11 protein-coding genes are annotated in these 14,722 nt (G+C 52.0%); 5 read left to right on the top strand and 6 right to left on the bottom strand.

The genetic code is table 11. The features are described 5' to 3' along the window. Together AQR02_RS00220 and AQR02_RS00225 are read left to right on the top strand one after the other, a co-directional pair. Positions 1–1,274 (top strand): S-layer homology domain-containing protein (locus AQR02_RS00220; RefSeq protein WP_148449039.1); only part of this gene is annotated, 1,274 nt, incomplete at its 5' end. A 469-nt stretch (positions 1,275–1,743) separates the two neighbouring features. Further along, on the top strand, positions 1,744–3,882 hold the full coding sequence (locus tag AQR02_RS00225) for a class I SAM-dependent methyltransferase (RefSeq protein WP_054938875.1): 2,139 nt from the start codon (positions 1,744–1,746) through the stop codon (positions 3,880–3,882). A gap of 110 nt (positions 3,883–3,992) precedes the next feature. Here the strand turns inward: AQR02_RS00225 and AQR02_RS00230 are convergent, their stop codons facing one another. From AQR02_RS00230 to AQR02_RS00240, 3 genes are all read right to left on the bottom strand, one after another. After that, positions 3,993–4,343, bottom strand: a complete 351-nt coding sequence (locus AQR02_RS00230; protein ID WP_054938876.1) for a nuclear transport factor 2 family protein — start codon at positions 4,341–4,343, stop codon at positions 3,993–3,995. A 194-nt stretch (positions 4,344–4,537) separates the two neighbouring features. Further along, a complete protein-coding gene (locus AQR02_RS00235) occupies positions 4,538–5,317 on the bottom strand; it encodes a DUF1963 domain-containing protein (RefSeq protein ID WP_159067649.1) in 780 nt (259 codons plus the stop codon). Positions 5,318–5,537: 220 nt separating this feature from the next. Next, positions 5,538–6,467: an AraC family transcriptional regulator gene (locus AQR02_RS00240; RefSeq protein WP_054938878.1), complete on the bottom strand. Its 930-nt coding sequence runs from the start codon at positions 6,465–6,467 to the stop codon at positions 5,538–5,540. 127 nt (positions 6,468–6,594) lie between these two features. On the opposite strand from AQR02_RS00240, the gene yicI reads away from it, so the two are divergent. The 3 genes from yicI (at position 6,595) to AQR02_RS00255 (ending at position 11,006) form a co-directional block, all read left to right on the top strand. After that, on the top strand, positions 6,595–8,916 hold the full coding sequence (gene yicI, locus AQR02_RS00245) for an alpha-xylosidase (RefSeq protein ID WP_054938879.1): 2,322 nt from the start codon (positions 6,595–6,597) through the stop codon (positions 8,914–8,916). Between the two features lie 540 nt (positions 8,917–9,456). After that, positions 9,457–10,632, top strand: coding sequence for an SGNH/GDSL hydrolase family protein (locus tag AQR02_RS00250; RefSeq protein ID WP_054938880.1), 1,176 nt, complete (start codon positions 9,457–9,459; stop codon positions 10,630–10,632). Between the two features lie 68 nt (positions 10,633–10,700). Further along, a complete protein-coding gene (locus tag AQR02_RS00255; protein ID WP_054938881.1) occupies positions 10,701–11,006 on the top strand; it encodes a hypothetical protein in 306 nt (101 codons plus the stop codon). Positions 11,007–11,057: 51 nt separating this feature from the next. Here the strand turns inward: AQR02_RS00255 and AQR02_RS32940 are convergent, their stop codons facing one another. The 3 genes from AQR02_RS32940 to AQR02_RS00265 all read right to left on the bottom strand — a co-directional run bounded on the left by AQR02_RS32940 (position 11,058) and on the right by AQR02_RS00265 (position 14,656). Then, positions 11,058–11,153 carry a YjcZ family sporulation protein gene (locus tag AQR02_RS32940; protein ID WP_209444101.1) on the bottom strand — a complete coding sequence of 32 codons (96 nt, stop codon included), beginning with the start codon at positions 11,151–11,153 and terminating at the stop codon, positions 11,058–11,060. Positions 11,154–11,258: 105 nt separating this feature from the next. Further along, positions 11,259–12,902 carry a helix-turn-helix domain-containing protein gene (locus AQR02_RS00260; RefSeq protein ID WP_054938882.1) on the bottom strand — a complete coding sequence of 548 codons (1,644 nt, stop codon included), beginning with the start codon at positions 12,900–12,902 and terminating at the stop codon, positions 11,259–11,261. Continuing rightward, positions 12,899–14,656 (bottom strand): sensor histidine kinase, encoded by a 1,758-nt coding sequence (locus AQR02_RS00265; protein WP_245236994.1) that lies wholly within the window; start codon positions 14,654–14,656, stop codon positions 12,899–12,901. Before AQR02_RS00265 ends, AQR02_RS00260 begins: the two co-directional genes overlap by 4 nt. Positions 14,657–14,722 lie beyond the last annotated feature (66 nt).

Below are 14,722 nucleotides of genomic sequence, written 5' to 3' on the forward strand. Positions count from 1 at the left end.
GCAACGGCAGCAAGGGCGGTAAGCCTGTAACGCTGCCGGCAATCCCGGGCTTTGCACCTAACGACAATGCGAGCCCCGAGCAAATCAGTGACGCGCAGGGTCTGTACGCCTACATGGTCTATCCGCATACGGATTATTATCTGGTTGTGACCAAGTCCGGCTATGAGACCTATACCAGTCCGACAATCGCGGTCGATTTGGAAATTGTCCGCCACGATATCTCGCTGAATCCGATAGGGGCAGCCGCCATCCCCGGTTCGGCACCGGTCATTACAGCCATCACACCAGTGGTAGCAGTCAGTCTGGACCGGAACCTGATTGAAGAGGGAGGGACCTCGGCCATTACGGTCGAATACGCCCAGACCGGAAACGGAACACTGACCGGCGGCACGGTTACGGTGACATTGCCGGAAGGCGTTGTAGTCGTAAATGCGGACGGCGGAACAGTAGCCGGCAATACGGTAACGTGGTCTGTCGGTACCCTGGCTCCGAACCAGGGCGGCACGCACCGGATTGAAGTGAAGTGGCCGCAGCTCAGCCAGGCGGAGCAGGAGTACGAGGTAACGGCAGCGCTGTCTGCCGGCAGCCAGACACAGCCGGCAAAAGCAGCCTCCTCTGCTAAGCTGAAGGTATTCTCAGGCCGGTATGGCGAGCTGAAGCATGAACGCTACATCCTGGGTTACCCTGACGGGCAGTTTAAACCGGCGAAAAGTCTGACGCGCGCTGAGCTGGCGGCGATTGTTGCCCGCTTGACAGAGAACGCGCCCCACAGCAGCAGTTCGACATACACAGATGTGCCGGGCAGCCACTGGGCGGCGCACTATATTCTGATCGCCACCAGCCAAGGCTACTTCAGCGGCTATGCAGACGGCACCTTCCGTCCGGAAGCTCCGGTAACACGCGGCGAGCTCGCGGCGGTTATGGCGAAGTTCCTGAAGATAGACCTCACGGCGGCCGCTTCGGCGCACTTTACCGATCTTGGCGGCCACTGGGCAGCGAATGCCATCGAGCAGCTCTATAACAGCAAATTCTTGTCAGGCTACCCGGATGCGACGTTCAAGCCGGATTTGAAAATTACGCGGGCTGAGGCAGTAACGATGATTAACCGGATGCTGTACCGCGGACCGCTGACAGGACTTGAGCCGCAGTTCCCTGATGTACCGGCCACCTATTGGGGCTTTGGCGACATCCAGGAAGCGACACAATCCCATGAATCGAAACGTGAGGGCGACGAGGAAGTCTGGGTGAAGACGCTGACCGGCAACGAAAGGTAGTCTCCGCGCGGTCAGGCTTCAGCCAAGTGAGGCTATTGCTGAAGCCATTTTTACAGGAAATGATTAAGGTTGAAAAATACAAAACAGACCAGACAGGGTAACCTTTGTCTGGTCTGTTTTTTGTTTCATTGATGGGAAGCTTCCAAGGTGATACACATGCTGTGCCCTGCATAACCGTTATGGGAGAATGAGGATACAACCTCCTGTAAGGGTACTGTGTTTTTTGTAACAGGGTTAGAAACATGGTAGACTTATCCATGCGGCCGCCTCCTGAATCTAGTGTAATCGTGTACAATCGATTCAGGAGGCGGCCCTTTGCATTCGGTTTTTGTATAATTATTGGACCGCCGGAAATGAAGCTTACCAGCTTTCATCAGTTTGTAGTATAACAGGCTAAGGTTTACGTACTAATAGGTTCCTATCCACATTCGCCAATCAAATAAGAGATTATCATACCAGGAGGTGCAGGATGCTTAAATCGTTGCAGGCTATTGAAGCCTACCGTGAAGGGGATTATTTGCCGGAGGAGGAGCATTTGTGGCTGAAATATATTGTTCAGGCCGAAATGCCGATAGTCAACCTGGAGCGCGTGGAATCGCTGCGGGAGCTGGACCATCGGAATCCCGTGCTGGACTATGTGGAACGGAGTCTGCGGCTGCTGGATAGTCTGCCGTTATCCTACTGGATTAAGGAGTTAGCCGAAGAGACGCTGGTCTGGTCGGAGACGGCCAAAGGCGGAACCTCCCGCCAGCGCCGGAAGTGGCAGGAGGAGGGCATTAATTGTTTTGCCCACAATATAGGGTCAGCGCAGCTGTACTGGCAGCATGCCGGAGGCAATGCAGCCGCTGTAGTCTCCGGTCCGCAGGCGGCGCTGCTTAAGGCGGCAGGTGTCGCGCACGCAGAGAAGATTCTGATTGTGCACCGGCTGATTGAAACGCATGGCCTGCTCGGCCAGCAGATCCGCGGCGAGGTTCCGCCAAGTGTTAACCGCCCGCTGGCCGTTATGGTCGAGGAGGGGCTGCTGACCTCTGACGAGCTGGAGCGCCTGCTGTTTGCGCTGAATCATTGCATCATTGGTGCTGTCTCGCCGGTACTGTGGCAGGAGGTGCGCAGTGAGGTGATGGAGCTGATCGCCCTGATCGCTTCAGGAAGTCTGGACACTCCGTTGCCAATGAAGGAGCGGCTGCACCGCATGCGCTCCGGTCCAATCTCCCGGGGGGAGGACTTCGCAGCGGAGTGGAGCAGGCTGGAGCAGGAGGGCATGGATTCCGCATTGCTCGAAGCCATGCAGCCGGTAACATTCTGGTATGTGGAGTCGGCACTGCAGACGTTCTCGCTGGAGCAATTTCTTAAAGTGCTGGCGCTGGCCGCACACGGCAGCGGCATCAGCGGCCTGAACCATATCAGCTTTGAAGCCGTCATGAATTCAATCTACTATGACTATAAAGGCGTTAAAAAAATCAACGTATATAAGAAACGGATTATCGAAAAGTATCTGTCTGAGCTTAGCTGGCAGGATATTGCCGCCGGAAACAGCACTTCCGGGAACCCCCATCTGATTCACCGGCTGCGGCGCAAGAGACATCTGCCGGATACGGTGTTTTTTGACTTTGAATTCTCCCCCGCCGCAGAGAAGCTGATTGAATTCTGCATTGAAGCCGAGAAGTCAGCACTATACGAGCGGGCGGTGCTGCTCTTATTCGATTTGTTCGATCTGCGGCGCGACGCATTCGACCGTTTCCATAACGAGGATAGCTACCTGAGCCAGATGAACGATACGGCTGATTATAAAGCCGTTATTCTCGATTATGTCACCGGCAGCAAGGTGCTGGATATCGGTCCGGGCGGCGGGGTGCTGCTTGATCTGATTGAAGAGCGGATGCCCGCTGTCACTCCGGTCGGCATTGATATATCCAGTAATGTAGTGGAAGCGCTGCGCCAGCGTAAACAGCGGGAGGGACGCCGCTGGGAGGTGCTGCAGGGTGATGCGCTGAACCTGAAGGATTTTGTGGAGACGGGCAGCGTGGATACGGTGATTTTCTCATCTATCCTCCATGAGCTGTATTCGTATGTGCCGATGAATGGCGTGAAATTTAAGTCTGAGACGGTAGCCGCAGCGCTGGTAAGCGCATTTGAGGTGCTTGCCGATGGCGGTAGGATCATTATCCGGGACGGGATCATGACTGAACCGGAGGCATTGCAGCGGAGAATCCGGTTTCTGGAACAGAGCGGACTGGCATGGCTGGAACGGTATGCCGAAGATTTTGCCGGACGCAAAATCCGGTATGAGGTGGTCGGTGAGCAGGAGGTGCTGATGCCTGTGAACGATGCCATGGAATTTCTGTACACCTACACATGGGGTGAAGAAGCCTACATCCACGAGGTCCAGGAGCAGTTTGGTTATTTTACACCCGAGCAGTATGTGAAGTTTATCAGGGATCATCTGGGAGAGCAGGCGCAGATTGAAGTGTTCCGACACTATCTGCAGGAAGGCTATACGCTGGCACTTCAGGAACGGGTCGTTATCATGGATGAGCACGGCAATGAGACGGCTTTGCCGGACAGCACCTGCTTTATAGTGATCCGTAAAGGACATGAGGCGGGCTGACTTACTCTAATAGAACGTACGGCCTGAAGTGCTCCGGCATAATGGCGGGTATAACAAAAGGGAGACGCACGTATGCGGCTCCCTTGTTGCTGCGGATGAGTACAATCCGGTTAGATTTGCGTAATTAGGAGTGATTTGATTTTACCGTCCAGCACCTTGAATTCGTGTCTGAACTGCTGCGGTGCGGGAACTCGGTTCCTGTTGAACTCGCCTTCCATCTCTGCAGTCACAACGGTGCTTCCGCCGGCTTCCATAATTTCCGATATGGTGTATCGGACTTTGTTGGAGAAAATTTCTGATTCTGCCCAAGCCTGAATATCGTCTTTGCCCTGAATTTCTTTGCCGTTGTCCTTCACGGTCGCACCGGGAGCAAACAAACCGATAAAAGCCTCAGTCTGATACTGGTTAATGGCATTGAAATACTCCTGTACTTCACTCGGCATAGTGACATGTTGGTTCATGGGGTTCTGCCTCCTGTAAGTAGAATGGTAATGCAATAAAGCATTGTCAGGACAGCCTGCAGTTAGATGAGTTCCAGATATATTCGGCCGAAACCAGCCGGGCCATCCTTACAGGTAACTTAAACGTATCGGGGAATCTGTAAGCAGAGCAAAGGCAGGATAGGGCGGTAATAAATCCAGTTCAGCCCTTGATTTCACGTCCCCACGCGGTACGTATAGACATTCTCGAAGAATAATTTCTTGAAATCATTATCTTTGATGAAAAAATACAATAATCCGGATAAGTCCCATTCCATTCCGATTTCATCATTAGAATCAGCCTGGAATAATAGAATTTCATCGCTGGGATGGCCTCCGTATTGCAGCGCTGACATATGGCCCAGGAAACGAAATCCGATCCCACGGTCGTAAGTATTCATGAAATCCGGTTTGAACTCCAGGGAATAACGGTTCAAGTCGGCTTTGTTTGTCATAAGATGGTTGGCTTCCAGATAATCTGAATCGGGAAGCGTTAATTCAAGCTTTTTTTCGAGCAGCGCAGATTTGAATATCTGCTCTTCCGATAACGATGCTGGCGGCTTCATCCGAACCAGTTCTGCAGTTTCTGGGACATAGTACACAACATTATTATTTATCATGTCTGAATCATAATCGTCGTTATACCATACCTCATAATCATACACGTAGAAGAAGTAGAGAATTCCGGTAGCCGGATACTCCGGGTTCACCAGATTCATCGGGAACTCTTCCAGATTGATCTGAGCGACAAACGACATGGGATGCGTCTTCCACGAAGGCCATTGAAAAGTTGAGGGTACATCAGGATGCCCCCCGATTTTGCTGGCGCCCAGCTTGATATCCGCTTCATCCGTCATTTTAGGGACCATGTAGAATCCGGGCAGAATCTGATATTTCAATTCATCCCAATATTGTCCAAGCCCCGCTTCTTTCAGCATCATACGGATCTCACGCATTGAGGGGTCTGTGATTTGGTCAGACGCCAGAGGATGCTTGTGTATGGAGTTATCATAGCTGCCTGCTGCACCACCAGATGTTAAGGAGCTGAGTAATAGGATAACTGAAGTTATTAGCTTAAATAGATTCAAGGTTTCTCCCACCTTTTTAAATGGTTGCTGCAAGAACTATTCTACACGAATTCGTTAAGTTGGACAGTTAAACTCAGCCTCATTGCCCTCAAGGATACAGCTGCCCCTGTCCGGCCCCCTGCATGGCTCCCATCGCGGCCCCTTTGCGGAACTCTGAGGGTGAGCATTTCATCGCTTTGCGGAACACTTTAATGAAATAGCTGACATTATCGAAGCCGACCTCCAGCGCGATGTCCGATATTTTACGTTCACTCTGCTGCAGCAGGTCAGCCGCCTGGCGGATGCGGTAGGAGTTGATATAATCGACGGGCGTCTTGCGGGTCATGGCTTTGAAGAAGCGGCAGAACTGGCCCTCGCTCATCGGAATCAGCTCAGACAGATCGCGGGTGCGGATCGGCTCCTGATAGTTGTCCTGGATATACAGAATGACCTTTTTGAGCCGGTTGATCTTGGTCGAATCAGCGCTCTCCGACTGGCTGTGGTTCACGGAACGGTCCGGGGTGGCAATCTGCGAGAGCATAATGAGCAAAGTTCCTTTCATAAAGGCTTCAAATCCGGGCATTTTATTAGCATATGCTTCCATCATCCGCTCCAGGTGGTGCAGTAGCTCCTGCTGCCAGGGAACAGCGGGCGTAATGTGACGGGGGAAGCTCTGGCGCTTCTCCTGAAGCGGAAGAATCACATTCTGCTGGATCGTATCATACTGGGCACTCGCCAGAAGGTCGGGGTGGAAGACGAGCGCACAGAACCGGCAAGGGCCTTCCTTCAGGACGTAGGCGGCATGAATATCACCGGATTCGATAAAGACTGCTTCACCTGCGCGGAGCGGAAAATAATCGGTGTCCACCTGAAACAGGATCTCTCCCTCCAGCAGCAAAAAGAACTCGGCCTCCTCATGCCAGTGCGTATCCAGGACATGCGTTCCGGCCGGAAGTTCGATCCAGTAAGCAGCCAGCGGAAACATAACATCACCATGTACGCGGTCTTCTTTGAGCAAACGCTGGGACGTGCGGTCCATTCCTAGGCCTCCTTTAGCTAAAATATCATAATAGTGTTATAAACGAGCTATATTTTATTAGTTTTGTTGTTTTATTATCGTTATAATGCAACTATAAACACCAAATTGAAAGGTGGCAAGTGCACACATGAAATTTACAGACGGCCTCTGGCTGGTTCGTGACGGAATCAACATCAACGGCGCAGTACAGAACTATGTAGTTGAAAAAACATCCGAGGGTTTGACAGCAGTCACTCAAACAACTCCAATTACAGGACGCGCAGCTACACTGAACTCCACGCTCCTTACCGTTAAATTCCATTCCCCGCTTCCTGGTGTAGTGGGTGTGAAGATCATTCATAATGACGGCGTGATCGACCGCGGTCCGGCTTTTGAATTGACCAAGGGAACCGGCGACCATGTACAGATTGAAGAGAACGAAGCCCAAACCGTGCTGGTCAGCGGCGGACTCCGTGTGGTTATCAATAAAGGCACTCAATGGTCCGTGGATTTCTATCGCGGCGACGAGCGCATTACAGGCAGCGGTTACAAATCGATGGCCTATATCACCGACCAGGACGGCAACACGTTCATGCGTGAAGAGCTGGACATCGGCGTAGGCGAATTCGTGTACGGTCTGGGCGAGCGCTTCACTGCTTTTGTGAAGAACGGCCAAGTGGTTGATATCTGGAATAAAGACGGCGGCACCAGCTCCGAGCAGGCCTACAAGAACATTCCGTTCTATGTAACCAGCAAGGGCTACGGCGTATTTGTGAACCAGCCTGAACTGGTTTCTTATGAAATCGCTTCGGAAAAAGTGAAAAAAGCCCAATTCAGCGTAGCTGGAGAGAGCCTGGAATATTTCGTGATTGAAGGACCTACGATCAAAGAGGTCATCAGCAAATATACTTCGTTAACCGGCAAGCCTGCGCTTCCGCCGGCATGGACCTTCGGCCTGTGGCTGACGACTTCGTTCACTACCGACTACGATGAAGCAACAGTTAACTCCTTCGTAGAAGGTATGGCTGAGCGCGATCTGCCGCTGCATGTGTTCCACTTCGACTGCTTCTGGATGCGTGAATACCAATGGACCGATTTCCAGTGGGACGAGCGCGTCTTCCCGGACCCGGTAGGCATGCTGAAACGCCTGAAGGAAAAAGGCCTGAAAATCTGCGTCTGGATCAACTCCTATATCGGCCAGCGTTCACCGCTGTTCGAAGAAGGCAAGAAGAACGGCTATCTGATCAAAAAAGCCAATGGCGACGTGTATCAGACTGACCTGTGGCAGGCGGGCATGGGACTCGTAGACTTTACGAACCCTGCGGCTTGTGAATGGTATGCAGGTTACCTGCGCGGTCTGGTGGATATGGGCGTAGACAGCTTCAAAACAGACTTCGGCGAACGGATTCCTACGGATGTTGTGTACTTCGACGGCTCCGATCCGCAGAAAATGCATAACTATTACACTCAGATGTACAACAAAGTGGTCTTTGATGTATTGGAAGAGAAGCTCGGTAAAAATGAAGCAGCCGTGTTCGCACGTTCGGCAACAGCCGGCGGACAGCAGTTCCCGGTACACTGGGGCGGCGACTGCTACGCAGATTACGAGTCTATGGCAGAAAGCCTGCGCGGCGGCTTGTCCCTCGGTCTGTCCGGCTTCGGGTTCTGGAGCCATGACATCGGCGGCTTCGAAAACACCGCTCCGGCGCATGTCTTCAAACGCTGGCTGGCCTTCGGCCTGCTCTCCAGCCACAGCCGTCTGCACGGCAGCACCTCGTACCGTGTGCCTTGGGCTTACGATGACGAAGCAGTGGATGTTACCCGGTTCTTCACCAAGCTCAAATGCAGCCTGATGCCTTACCTGTATGATGTAGCCGGCCAGGCGCATGAAGAAGGCTGGGCTTCGATGCGGGCCATGGTTATGGAGTTCCCTGAAGATCCTACCTGCGAAGTGCTGGACCGTCAGTACATGCTTGGTGACAAGCTGCTCGTAGCTCCAATCTTCCAGGAGAACGGCGAAGTAAAATACTATCTGCCGGCTGGTCGCTGGACTCACCTGCTGAACGGTGAAACAGTAGTAGGCGGATCATGGCGCAAAGAAAAGCATGACTTCTTCAGCCTTCCGCTGTTCGTACGCCAGAACTCGCTGCTGGCCACAGGCAGTGTCGACAACCGTCCGGATTATGATTTTGCCGACGGCGTGAAATTCGGCCTGTACTCCCTGGAAGACGGCGCTACAACAGCTGCAAAAGTCCGTGATATCAACGGCGCTCCTGAACTGACAGTGACAGCTACACGCACAGGCAGCACCGTTAAGGTAACTGCTGAAGGCAGCGGCAAACCGTTCACATTTGCTGTGAAGGATCTGGGTGCTATCGCTTCCGTAGAAGGCGCAGAGCAAGCAGATGAAGCTACAGTACAAGTTAGCGGCGGCAGCAAGTCCGTATCGTTCACGATTACATTGAAATAAGTACCGTCTGTATCAGACTCTCTAATGGCCGGGGACTCATTGTCCCTGGCTCATTAGGGAGTCTTTTTAGAAAAACAAAGTATCTATGAATGGCTCAACACTAACATCAGTGCTTGACAGTTGACAGAAATAATAAAAGTAATCCACATCCCAATAAAGGGATTCTATCCCTCTATTTCTATGAGCGACGCACCATTTAGGGAATTAGTGGGAATTAAGCCCGCTAATTTTGGAGATATTCCCTTTGGAAGCGGGTAGAGAGAAGATTATAGGGATAAATTCCCTTTAATCTCATAATAAAGGCGTTTCATCCATAATTAGTAGGCGTTCTTCCCTCTAATTTCTCAAAAGGGCGAATCCGAAGCATCATATCGGCAACCTGTAAGACGTAGTTGCTCCGAACCCGATGAAACATCAGGCAGGCTTAGCTCAGAAGGTAAGGTTCCTTACACTGTGAGCGAATTAAAAGTCTAGTACTGATTTCGTGGAAGAGCCATATGAATAGTATATTTTGCGCATCAGAACAGGAGAGTTAATACTATGATCATTAAAGATAATAACGGAGTCCTCAGCGAAGCGGGCTACTCTTCGGCCACGGCGCTGTCCACTGCGGCCAATTATATTATGAATGCGCCAGAGACGTTCACCCATACCTACCGGACATACATCCGCTTACGGGAAAACGGCAGTTTGACGCTGAAATTCTGGCACAGCAACAATGTCGATTCCACCTGGGATATGGGGCAGGAAGCCAGCGGCAGCGAACCGGGCGGGGAGTGGAACATTGAAACCGCGTACATCGCTGACGGCGGACTTGTGCCGGACGGTGCGGTAGCACCGGGCTCACAGGTTCCTGTTACCTTTGCTGGGGAGAAGAGCAAGCATGTCGCCGCGGGTGAAATGTTCTGGAGCGACGAGGCCTGCCTGGACTTGCCGGAAGGTCATTACCTGGCGTTTACCTGGACCCTTAGAACGGCCGCGCCGGGCAAGTCCTTCCCGTTCAACGTGGAAGGTATTCTCGTGTCCGCTTATGATGCAGACGGCCATCTGGCCGGGCAGGAATCTGTAGATACTTTTGCCGAATCGGACAAGCTGCTGGTTATGCCAAGCTATATCGGATACAAGAAGCAGGTGGCGAAGAAGCTGGTGTTCCTGGGGGATTCGATCACCCAGGGAGTACGGACGGAGAAGGATGCCTACAGCTATTGGGCGGCGCGGATCGCGGAAGGGCTGGGTACGGATTACGGACTGTGGAATATCGGTTCAGGCTGGGGCAGAGCTTATGACGTTGCTGCGGACGGGGCGTGGCTGAATAAGGCTAAGCAGGGCGATGAGGTACTGATTGTACTCGGAGTCAACGACCTCGATATCGGCAAACGGACGGCAGATGAGCTGCTTGGCGACCTGACGAATATTATCGGGAAGATTAAAGAGGCGAACACCCACGCGGAGATTATCCTCAGCACCGTGCCGCCGTTCAATTTCACGGAAGAGCGGGAGACCTACTGGCGCATAGTGAATGACACTATTCTCACAAACCCTCCGGCCGGGGTGGACCGGGTATTCGACATCGCTGCGGTACTGTCTGAACCGGCTCCGGCAGATCATAGAATTAAACCGGAATACATGAGCAATGAGTTTGATCCGCATCCGAACGGGAACGCCGGCAAGGCGGTAGCAGAAGCTTTTCTGGCTTGGTACGGGAAAAATAGATAAAGAGAACGCTACAAGCTTACTAGGCATACTATGTATTACTTTCAACAGAAGGGTAGTGTGCCTCCAAAATGGGTATTCAAATGGGAATGCAGCCGAAAGTGCTGTATCAGGCAGATCAAAATTATGTTCAAACCATGAAATCGGTTAGACATCACTTGCACAGTATATGTAGACAGCATGTAAACCAATTCGTCCAGGTGCAGACAATTGACGGTCAGGTGGTTACGGGAAGAATTTTGGGCTGTGATAGAGGGATTTTATATTTGAGCGTGCAGAGTCATGGAGGACAACGTGCCTTCTATGGGGGCAGCGATGAAGCGATTCTAGCGCTGGTGCTGTTCGAATTGCTTGTTATCACTTTATTGTACACGTAATTCCCAGTAGAGCCTGCATTTGCAGGCTCTACTTTTTTAGGCTTACAACACTTAGAATGTTTTAAGAATGATCACCAGCAGAATATAAAGCACCAGGATTGTAGTTGTAGAAGTAATCATACCACCTACATTTGCGCAACCGCTCATTGCTATACCCCCTTCGCATTATCATCTTACAGACCCATGATATGCACCTTCCCCCATTTCTGTATGGACAATAGCCCCATTTGAAAATTAAAAACGTATAGCCTGTTATAGCGGGATTTGTGTACGATAGTCCTTCGGTGAGCTGCCGACCTGCTTCTTGAACACTTTACTGAAGTACTTCACATCGTGGAAGCCGACCATTTCCGAGATCTGCGACAGCTTGAGGTTCGGATTCTGCAGCAGGAGCTTGGCTTTATTGATTCTTACGCTGCCGATGTAATCGGAGAAATTAATGCCGTATTCCTGCTTGAATTTGCGGGAGACATATTCGCGGCTGACATAGAATCTGCCGGCGACCTCCTGCAGCGACAGGTCGGACTGATAGTTCTGCTCGATATATTTGACGATTTCTGTTAGCGGGTTACGTTCTTTGATCTGCCTTACCGACAGCTCCTGCGACAGGCGCTGCATTAAGGCAAAGGACCAGTCACGCCAGGCGAACAGCGAGAAGGAATAGCCGTTGGCATAAGGAGCAGGATTGTGCCGGTCGGCCAGCTCCAGCTCAGCCAAGGCGCTATCGGCTTCCCCGCCCAGTGCTTCACGTACAAGCCGGGAGCGGAACAGCAGGGCATCGGCTTTCCAGGAGCCCAGCATTTCCGGCGTTACCACGCCTCCGCGGCTCAGCTCATCAATCCAGTGCTGGGCGGCAGCGGACAAAGCCTCCGTATTCCCGCTGATAACAGCCATCCTCCAGTCCTCCTGGACATGGGCGAAGATCGCCCTGGAGCCGTCGGCTGCTTGTTCAGCCCTACTATGCTCTCCGGCAGAGGAAGCGAAGTGGCAATAATCCTCATGCCGGAGCAGATTCCGCCGCATCAGGGCATCCAGAGCTTCCGAACGCTGCCGTGCAAGCTGGCCTGGCAGGCTGCCTGCACTGCTGATCCCAAAATGCATCCGGAACTGCAGTGTCCGGAAGATGCCTTGATTGATCCGGCTGATCAGCTCCAGCACCGGTTCCTGGACATCCCATAGCAGGATGGCGATTTCCGGAGGCCCTCCCCAGTAGCGGAAAGCGATCCCTTTCTTCCGGGGCTGCAAGAACTCATTGCAAATATTGACGATGGCATAATAGAGCAGCTCGCTGTCTCCGCCGAATCTTTTGAGCAGCTGATTATTGCCCGCATCGGTCTGTACAAGAATCAGCCGGGAGGACCCGGCATTACCTGGAATGACGTTCTCAGCGACAAGCCGGCGGAGTGAGGTCTCAGAAGTAACGGGATCATCAATCAGTGCCGACAGGAGGCGTTCCCCGTAGATCGGTTTGATCTCATTCAGCCGGATGCTCTGTTGCTGCCGGCGGCTGCGTTCTTCTTCCTCGGAGCGCCAGGCGGCAACTGCCTTGGAGACGGCTGTATTGATGGCATCAGCCTCAATGGGCTTGAGAATATAGTCAATTCCTCCATGCCGGACTGTCTGGCGTACAAACTCAAAATCATTATGCCCGCTGACGACAATAAACTTCGTATTCCCGGCAAACTCATTCACCCAGGTCATCAGCTCAATGCCGTTCCCCGATTCCATCATCATATCCATGATTACCAGAGCCGGCTTTTGAGCGCGGATCACTTCAATGGCTTCATTGCCGTTTCCAGCTTCCAGAATCTCATCGATCTGATGGGCTTCCCAGTCGACCAGCAGCCGGACCGCCTTTCTGACTCTCGCTTCATCATCCACAATCAGCGCCTTCATATCCGTTCACTCTCCGTTAGTATTTCAATTTCCAGTCTTATCAGGACCCCGCCCTCAGGCAGATTGTCCACGGTCAGCGCAGCGTCATCCCCGCAGACAAGGCGCAGGCGCGCGAGTACATTGCCAAGGCCGATTCCTGCACCTGGTGCATCCCGCCTGCTGTCACTGCTCTTCACGGCGGTGACGTCGAGCGGGGCAGGCTGCTCCAGCTCCTGCCGGAGCTTGTCCAGTTTCGCCAAAGGAACGGCATTGCCGTTATTCCGAATCATGATTTCCATTCGTCCTGTTGCCAGCCGGGCTGCCGTAATTTCGATTAACCCATCACTGCGCGACAGATTGAAGCCGTGCTTGAAGTAATTTTCAACAATCGGCTGGAGGATCATTTTGGGCATCAGTGCATTCAGCAGCGGTTCCTCCATATCGTAGCGGAAACTGAATTTATTTTCAAAACGCTCCTTTTGCAGCTCGATGTAAGCTTTGACATGCTCCAGCTCATTTTGAATGGTGACAATCTTCTCGTCATTGTACATGCTGTAACGCATCATCTTGGCCAGCGCCGACAGCAGGGCATAGATTTGCGGCACTTTCATCTCAAGGGCAAGCGTACCGATAATCTGCAGTGTGTTGTTGAGAAAATGCGGATTAATTTGCGACTGCAGTGCCCTCAGCTCATTGGTTTTATTAGACAGCTCCAGCCGGTATTCCCGCAAAATCAGATTGTTGATCGTATCCATCATGCTGCGGAAATGCTCGGTCAGCACACCGATCTCATCATTGCCCGCCGGGCTGATCTCAACCTCCAGATTTCCGGTCCGCACCTGATTCATATACCGGGTCAGCTGCTTGATCGGGGCTGTAATCCGGAAGGAGATAAAGATCGTTAGAGCAATAATCATGGTCATTAGCAGGAAAAGGAGCAGCAGGTTGATGCCTGCGGCTTCCTTAGCTTCACGGAACAGGTAGGACACCGGGATCTGCTTGACCAGCGTCCAGTTGAGGCCGGTGCCTTCCACCTTCTGATAAATGAACACGGACCCGCCTTCCTCAAAATAACCCTGAGCCTCTGCATTCACAGCAATCTGCTTACTGTACCAGGCTGCATTCAGCGGCTTGCCGAGGGAACCTGCATCCTGGCCGTACACCAGCATACCGTCACTGTCCACTACATAGGTCTTCTCCTGATCCTGTTCATACAACTGGTCGACAATTTCAGCAAGAGCCGTCAGCTTGACATCAATCGACAGATAGCCGAGTGCTTCCGAGGAAGGAATGCGCTCAATTCTGCGGTGCAAGGTAAAGACAGGCTCAGGCGTGAACTGGATCAAAGGCAGATTCAGCCCATAAGCATTGCTGAGATGGGTACTCTGGACATTTACCGGAGAACTGCCCGGAATGTTGGATTCCAAGTAAGGCATGTTCACCAGCCAGCGCTTGGGCGTTGTATTGTCGGTAATCAGCGTGGCTTTGCTGTCCTTGACCCCGTATAAGTATACCTGTGAGATATCGGGCAGCGAAGTGGAAATATAACTGAGTGAATTATAGATGGCAATATCAGAGGACAGGTCATCATAACCGGCTTCCAGCAGACGGTAAAAATCCGAATCGGAGTATACGCTCAGCGACAGCCGGTTGACCTCCTGAATCAGGCTGTTAATATTTTTAGAGCCTTGGTAAAGCAGGTTTTTGTTCTCATCTACGGCCCGTGTTCTCAGCGACTGGGTTGTATAAGAATAGCTGATATACATCGTCGCCATAATACAAATTAAGGTTGGAAGGAGTAAAAAAAGGATCAGTTTGGTGCGGATATTGTTCCATTTCAT

Source organism: Paenibacillus ihuae, from assembly GCF_001368795.1.
GTDB classification, from domain to species: domain Bacteria; phylum Bacillota; class Bacilli; order Paenibacillales; family Paenibacillaceae; genus Paenibacillus_AQ; species Paenibacillus_AQ ihuae.

What these genes read in the sequence shown, in the direction of transcription:
- AQR02_RS00225 (WP_054938875.1), top strand. Translation starts at nt 1,744, where the DNA reads ATGCTTAAATCGTTGCAGGCTATTGAAGCCTACCGTGAAGGGGATTAT.
- AQR02_RS00230 (WP_054938876.1), bottom strand. Translation starts at nt 4,343, where the DNA reads ATGAACCAACATGTCACTATGCCGAGTGAAGTACAGGAGTATTTCAAT.
- AQR02_RS00235 (WP_159067649.1), bottom strand. Translation starts at nt 5,317, where the DNA reads ATGCGTGAGATCCGTATGATGCTGAAAGAAGCGGGGCTTGGACAATAT.
- AQR02_RS00240 (WP_054938878.1), bottom strand. Translation starts at nt 6,467, where the DNA reads ATGGACCGCACGTCCCAGCGTTTGCTCAAAGAAGACCGCGTACATGGT.
- yicI (WP_054938879.1), top strand. Translation starts at nt 6,595, where the DNA reads ATGAAATTTACAGACGGCCTCTGGCTGGTTCGTGACGGAATCAACATC.
- AQR02_RS00250 (WP_054938880.1), top strand. Translation starts at nt 9,457, where the DNA reads ATGATCATTAAAGATAATAACGGAGTCCTCAGCGAAGCGGGCTACTCT.
- AQR02_RS00255 (WP_054938881.1), top strand. Translation starts at nt 10,701, where the DNA reads ATGGGTATTCAAATGGGAATGCAGCCGAAAGTGCTGTATCAGGCAGAT.
- AQR02_RS32940 (WP_209444101.1), bottom strand. Translation starts at nt 11,153, where the DNA reads ATGAGCGGTTGCGCAAATGTAGGTGGTATGATTACTTCTACAACTACA.
- AQR02_RS00260 (WP_054938882.1), bottom strand. Translation starts at nt 12,902, where the DNA reads ATGAAGGCGCTGATTGTGGATGATGAAGCGAGAGTCAGAAAGGCGGTC.
- AQR02_RS00265 (WP_245236994.1), bottom strand. Translation starts at nt 14,656, where the DNA reads ATGGCGACGATGTATATCAGCTATTCTTATACAACCCAGTCGCTGAGA.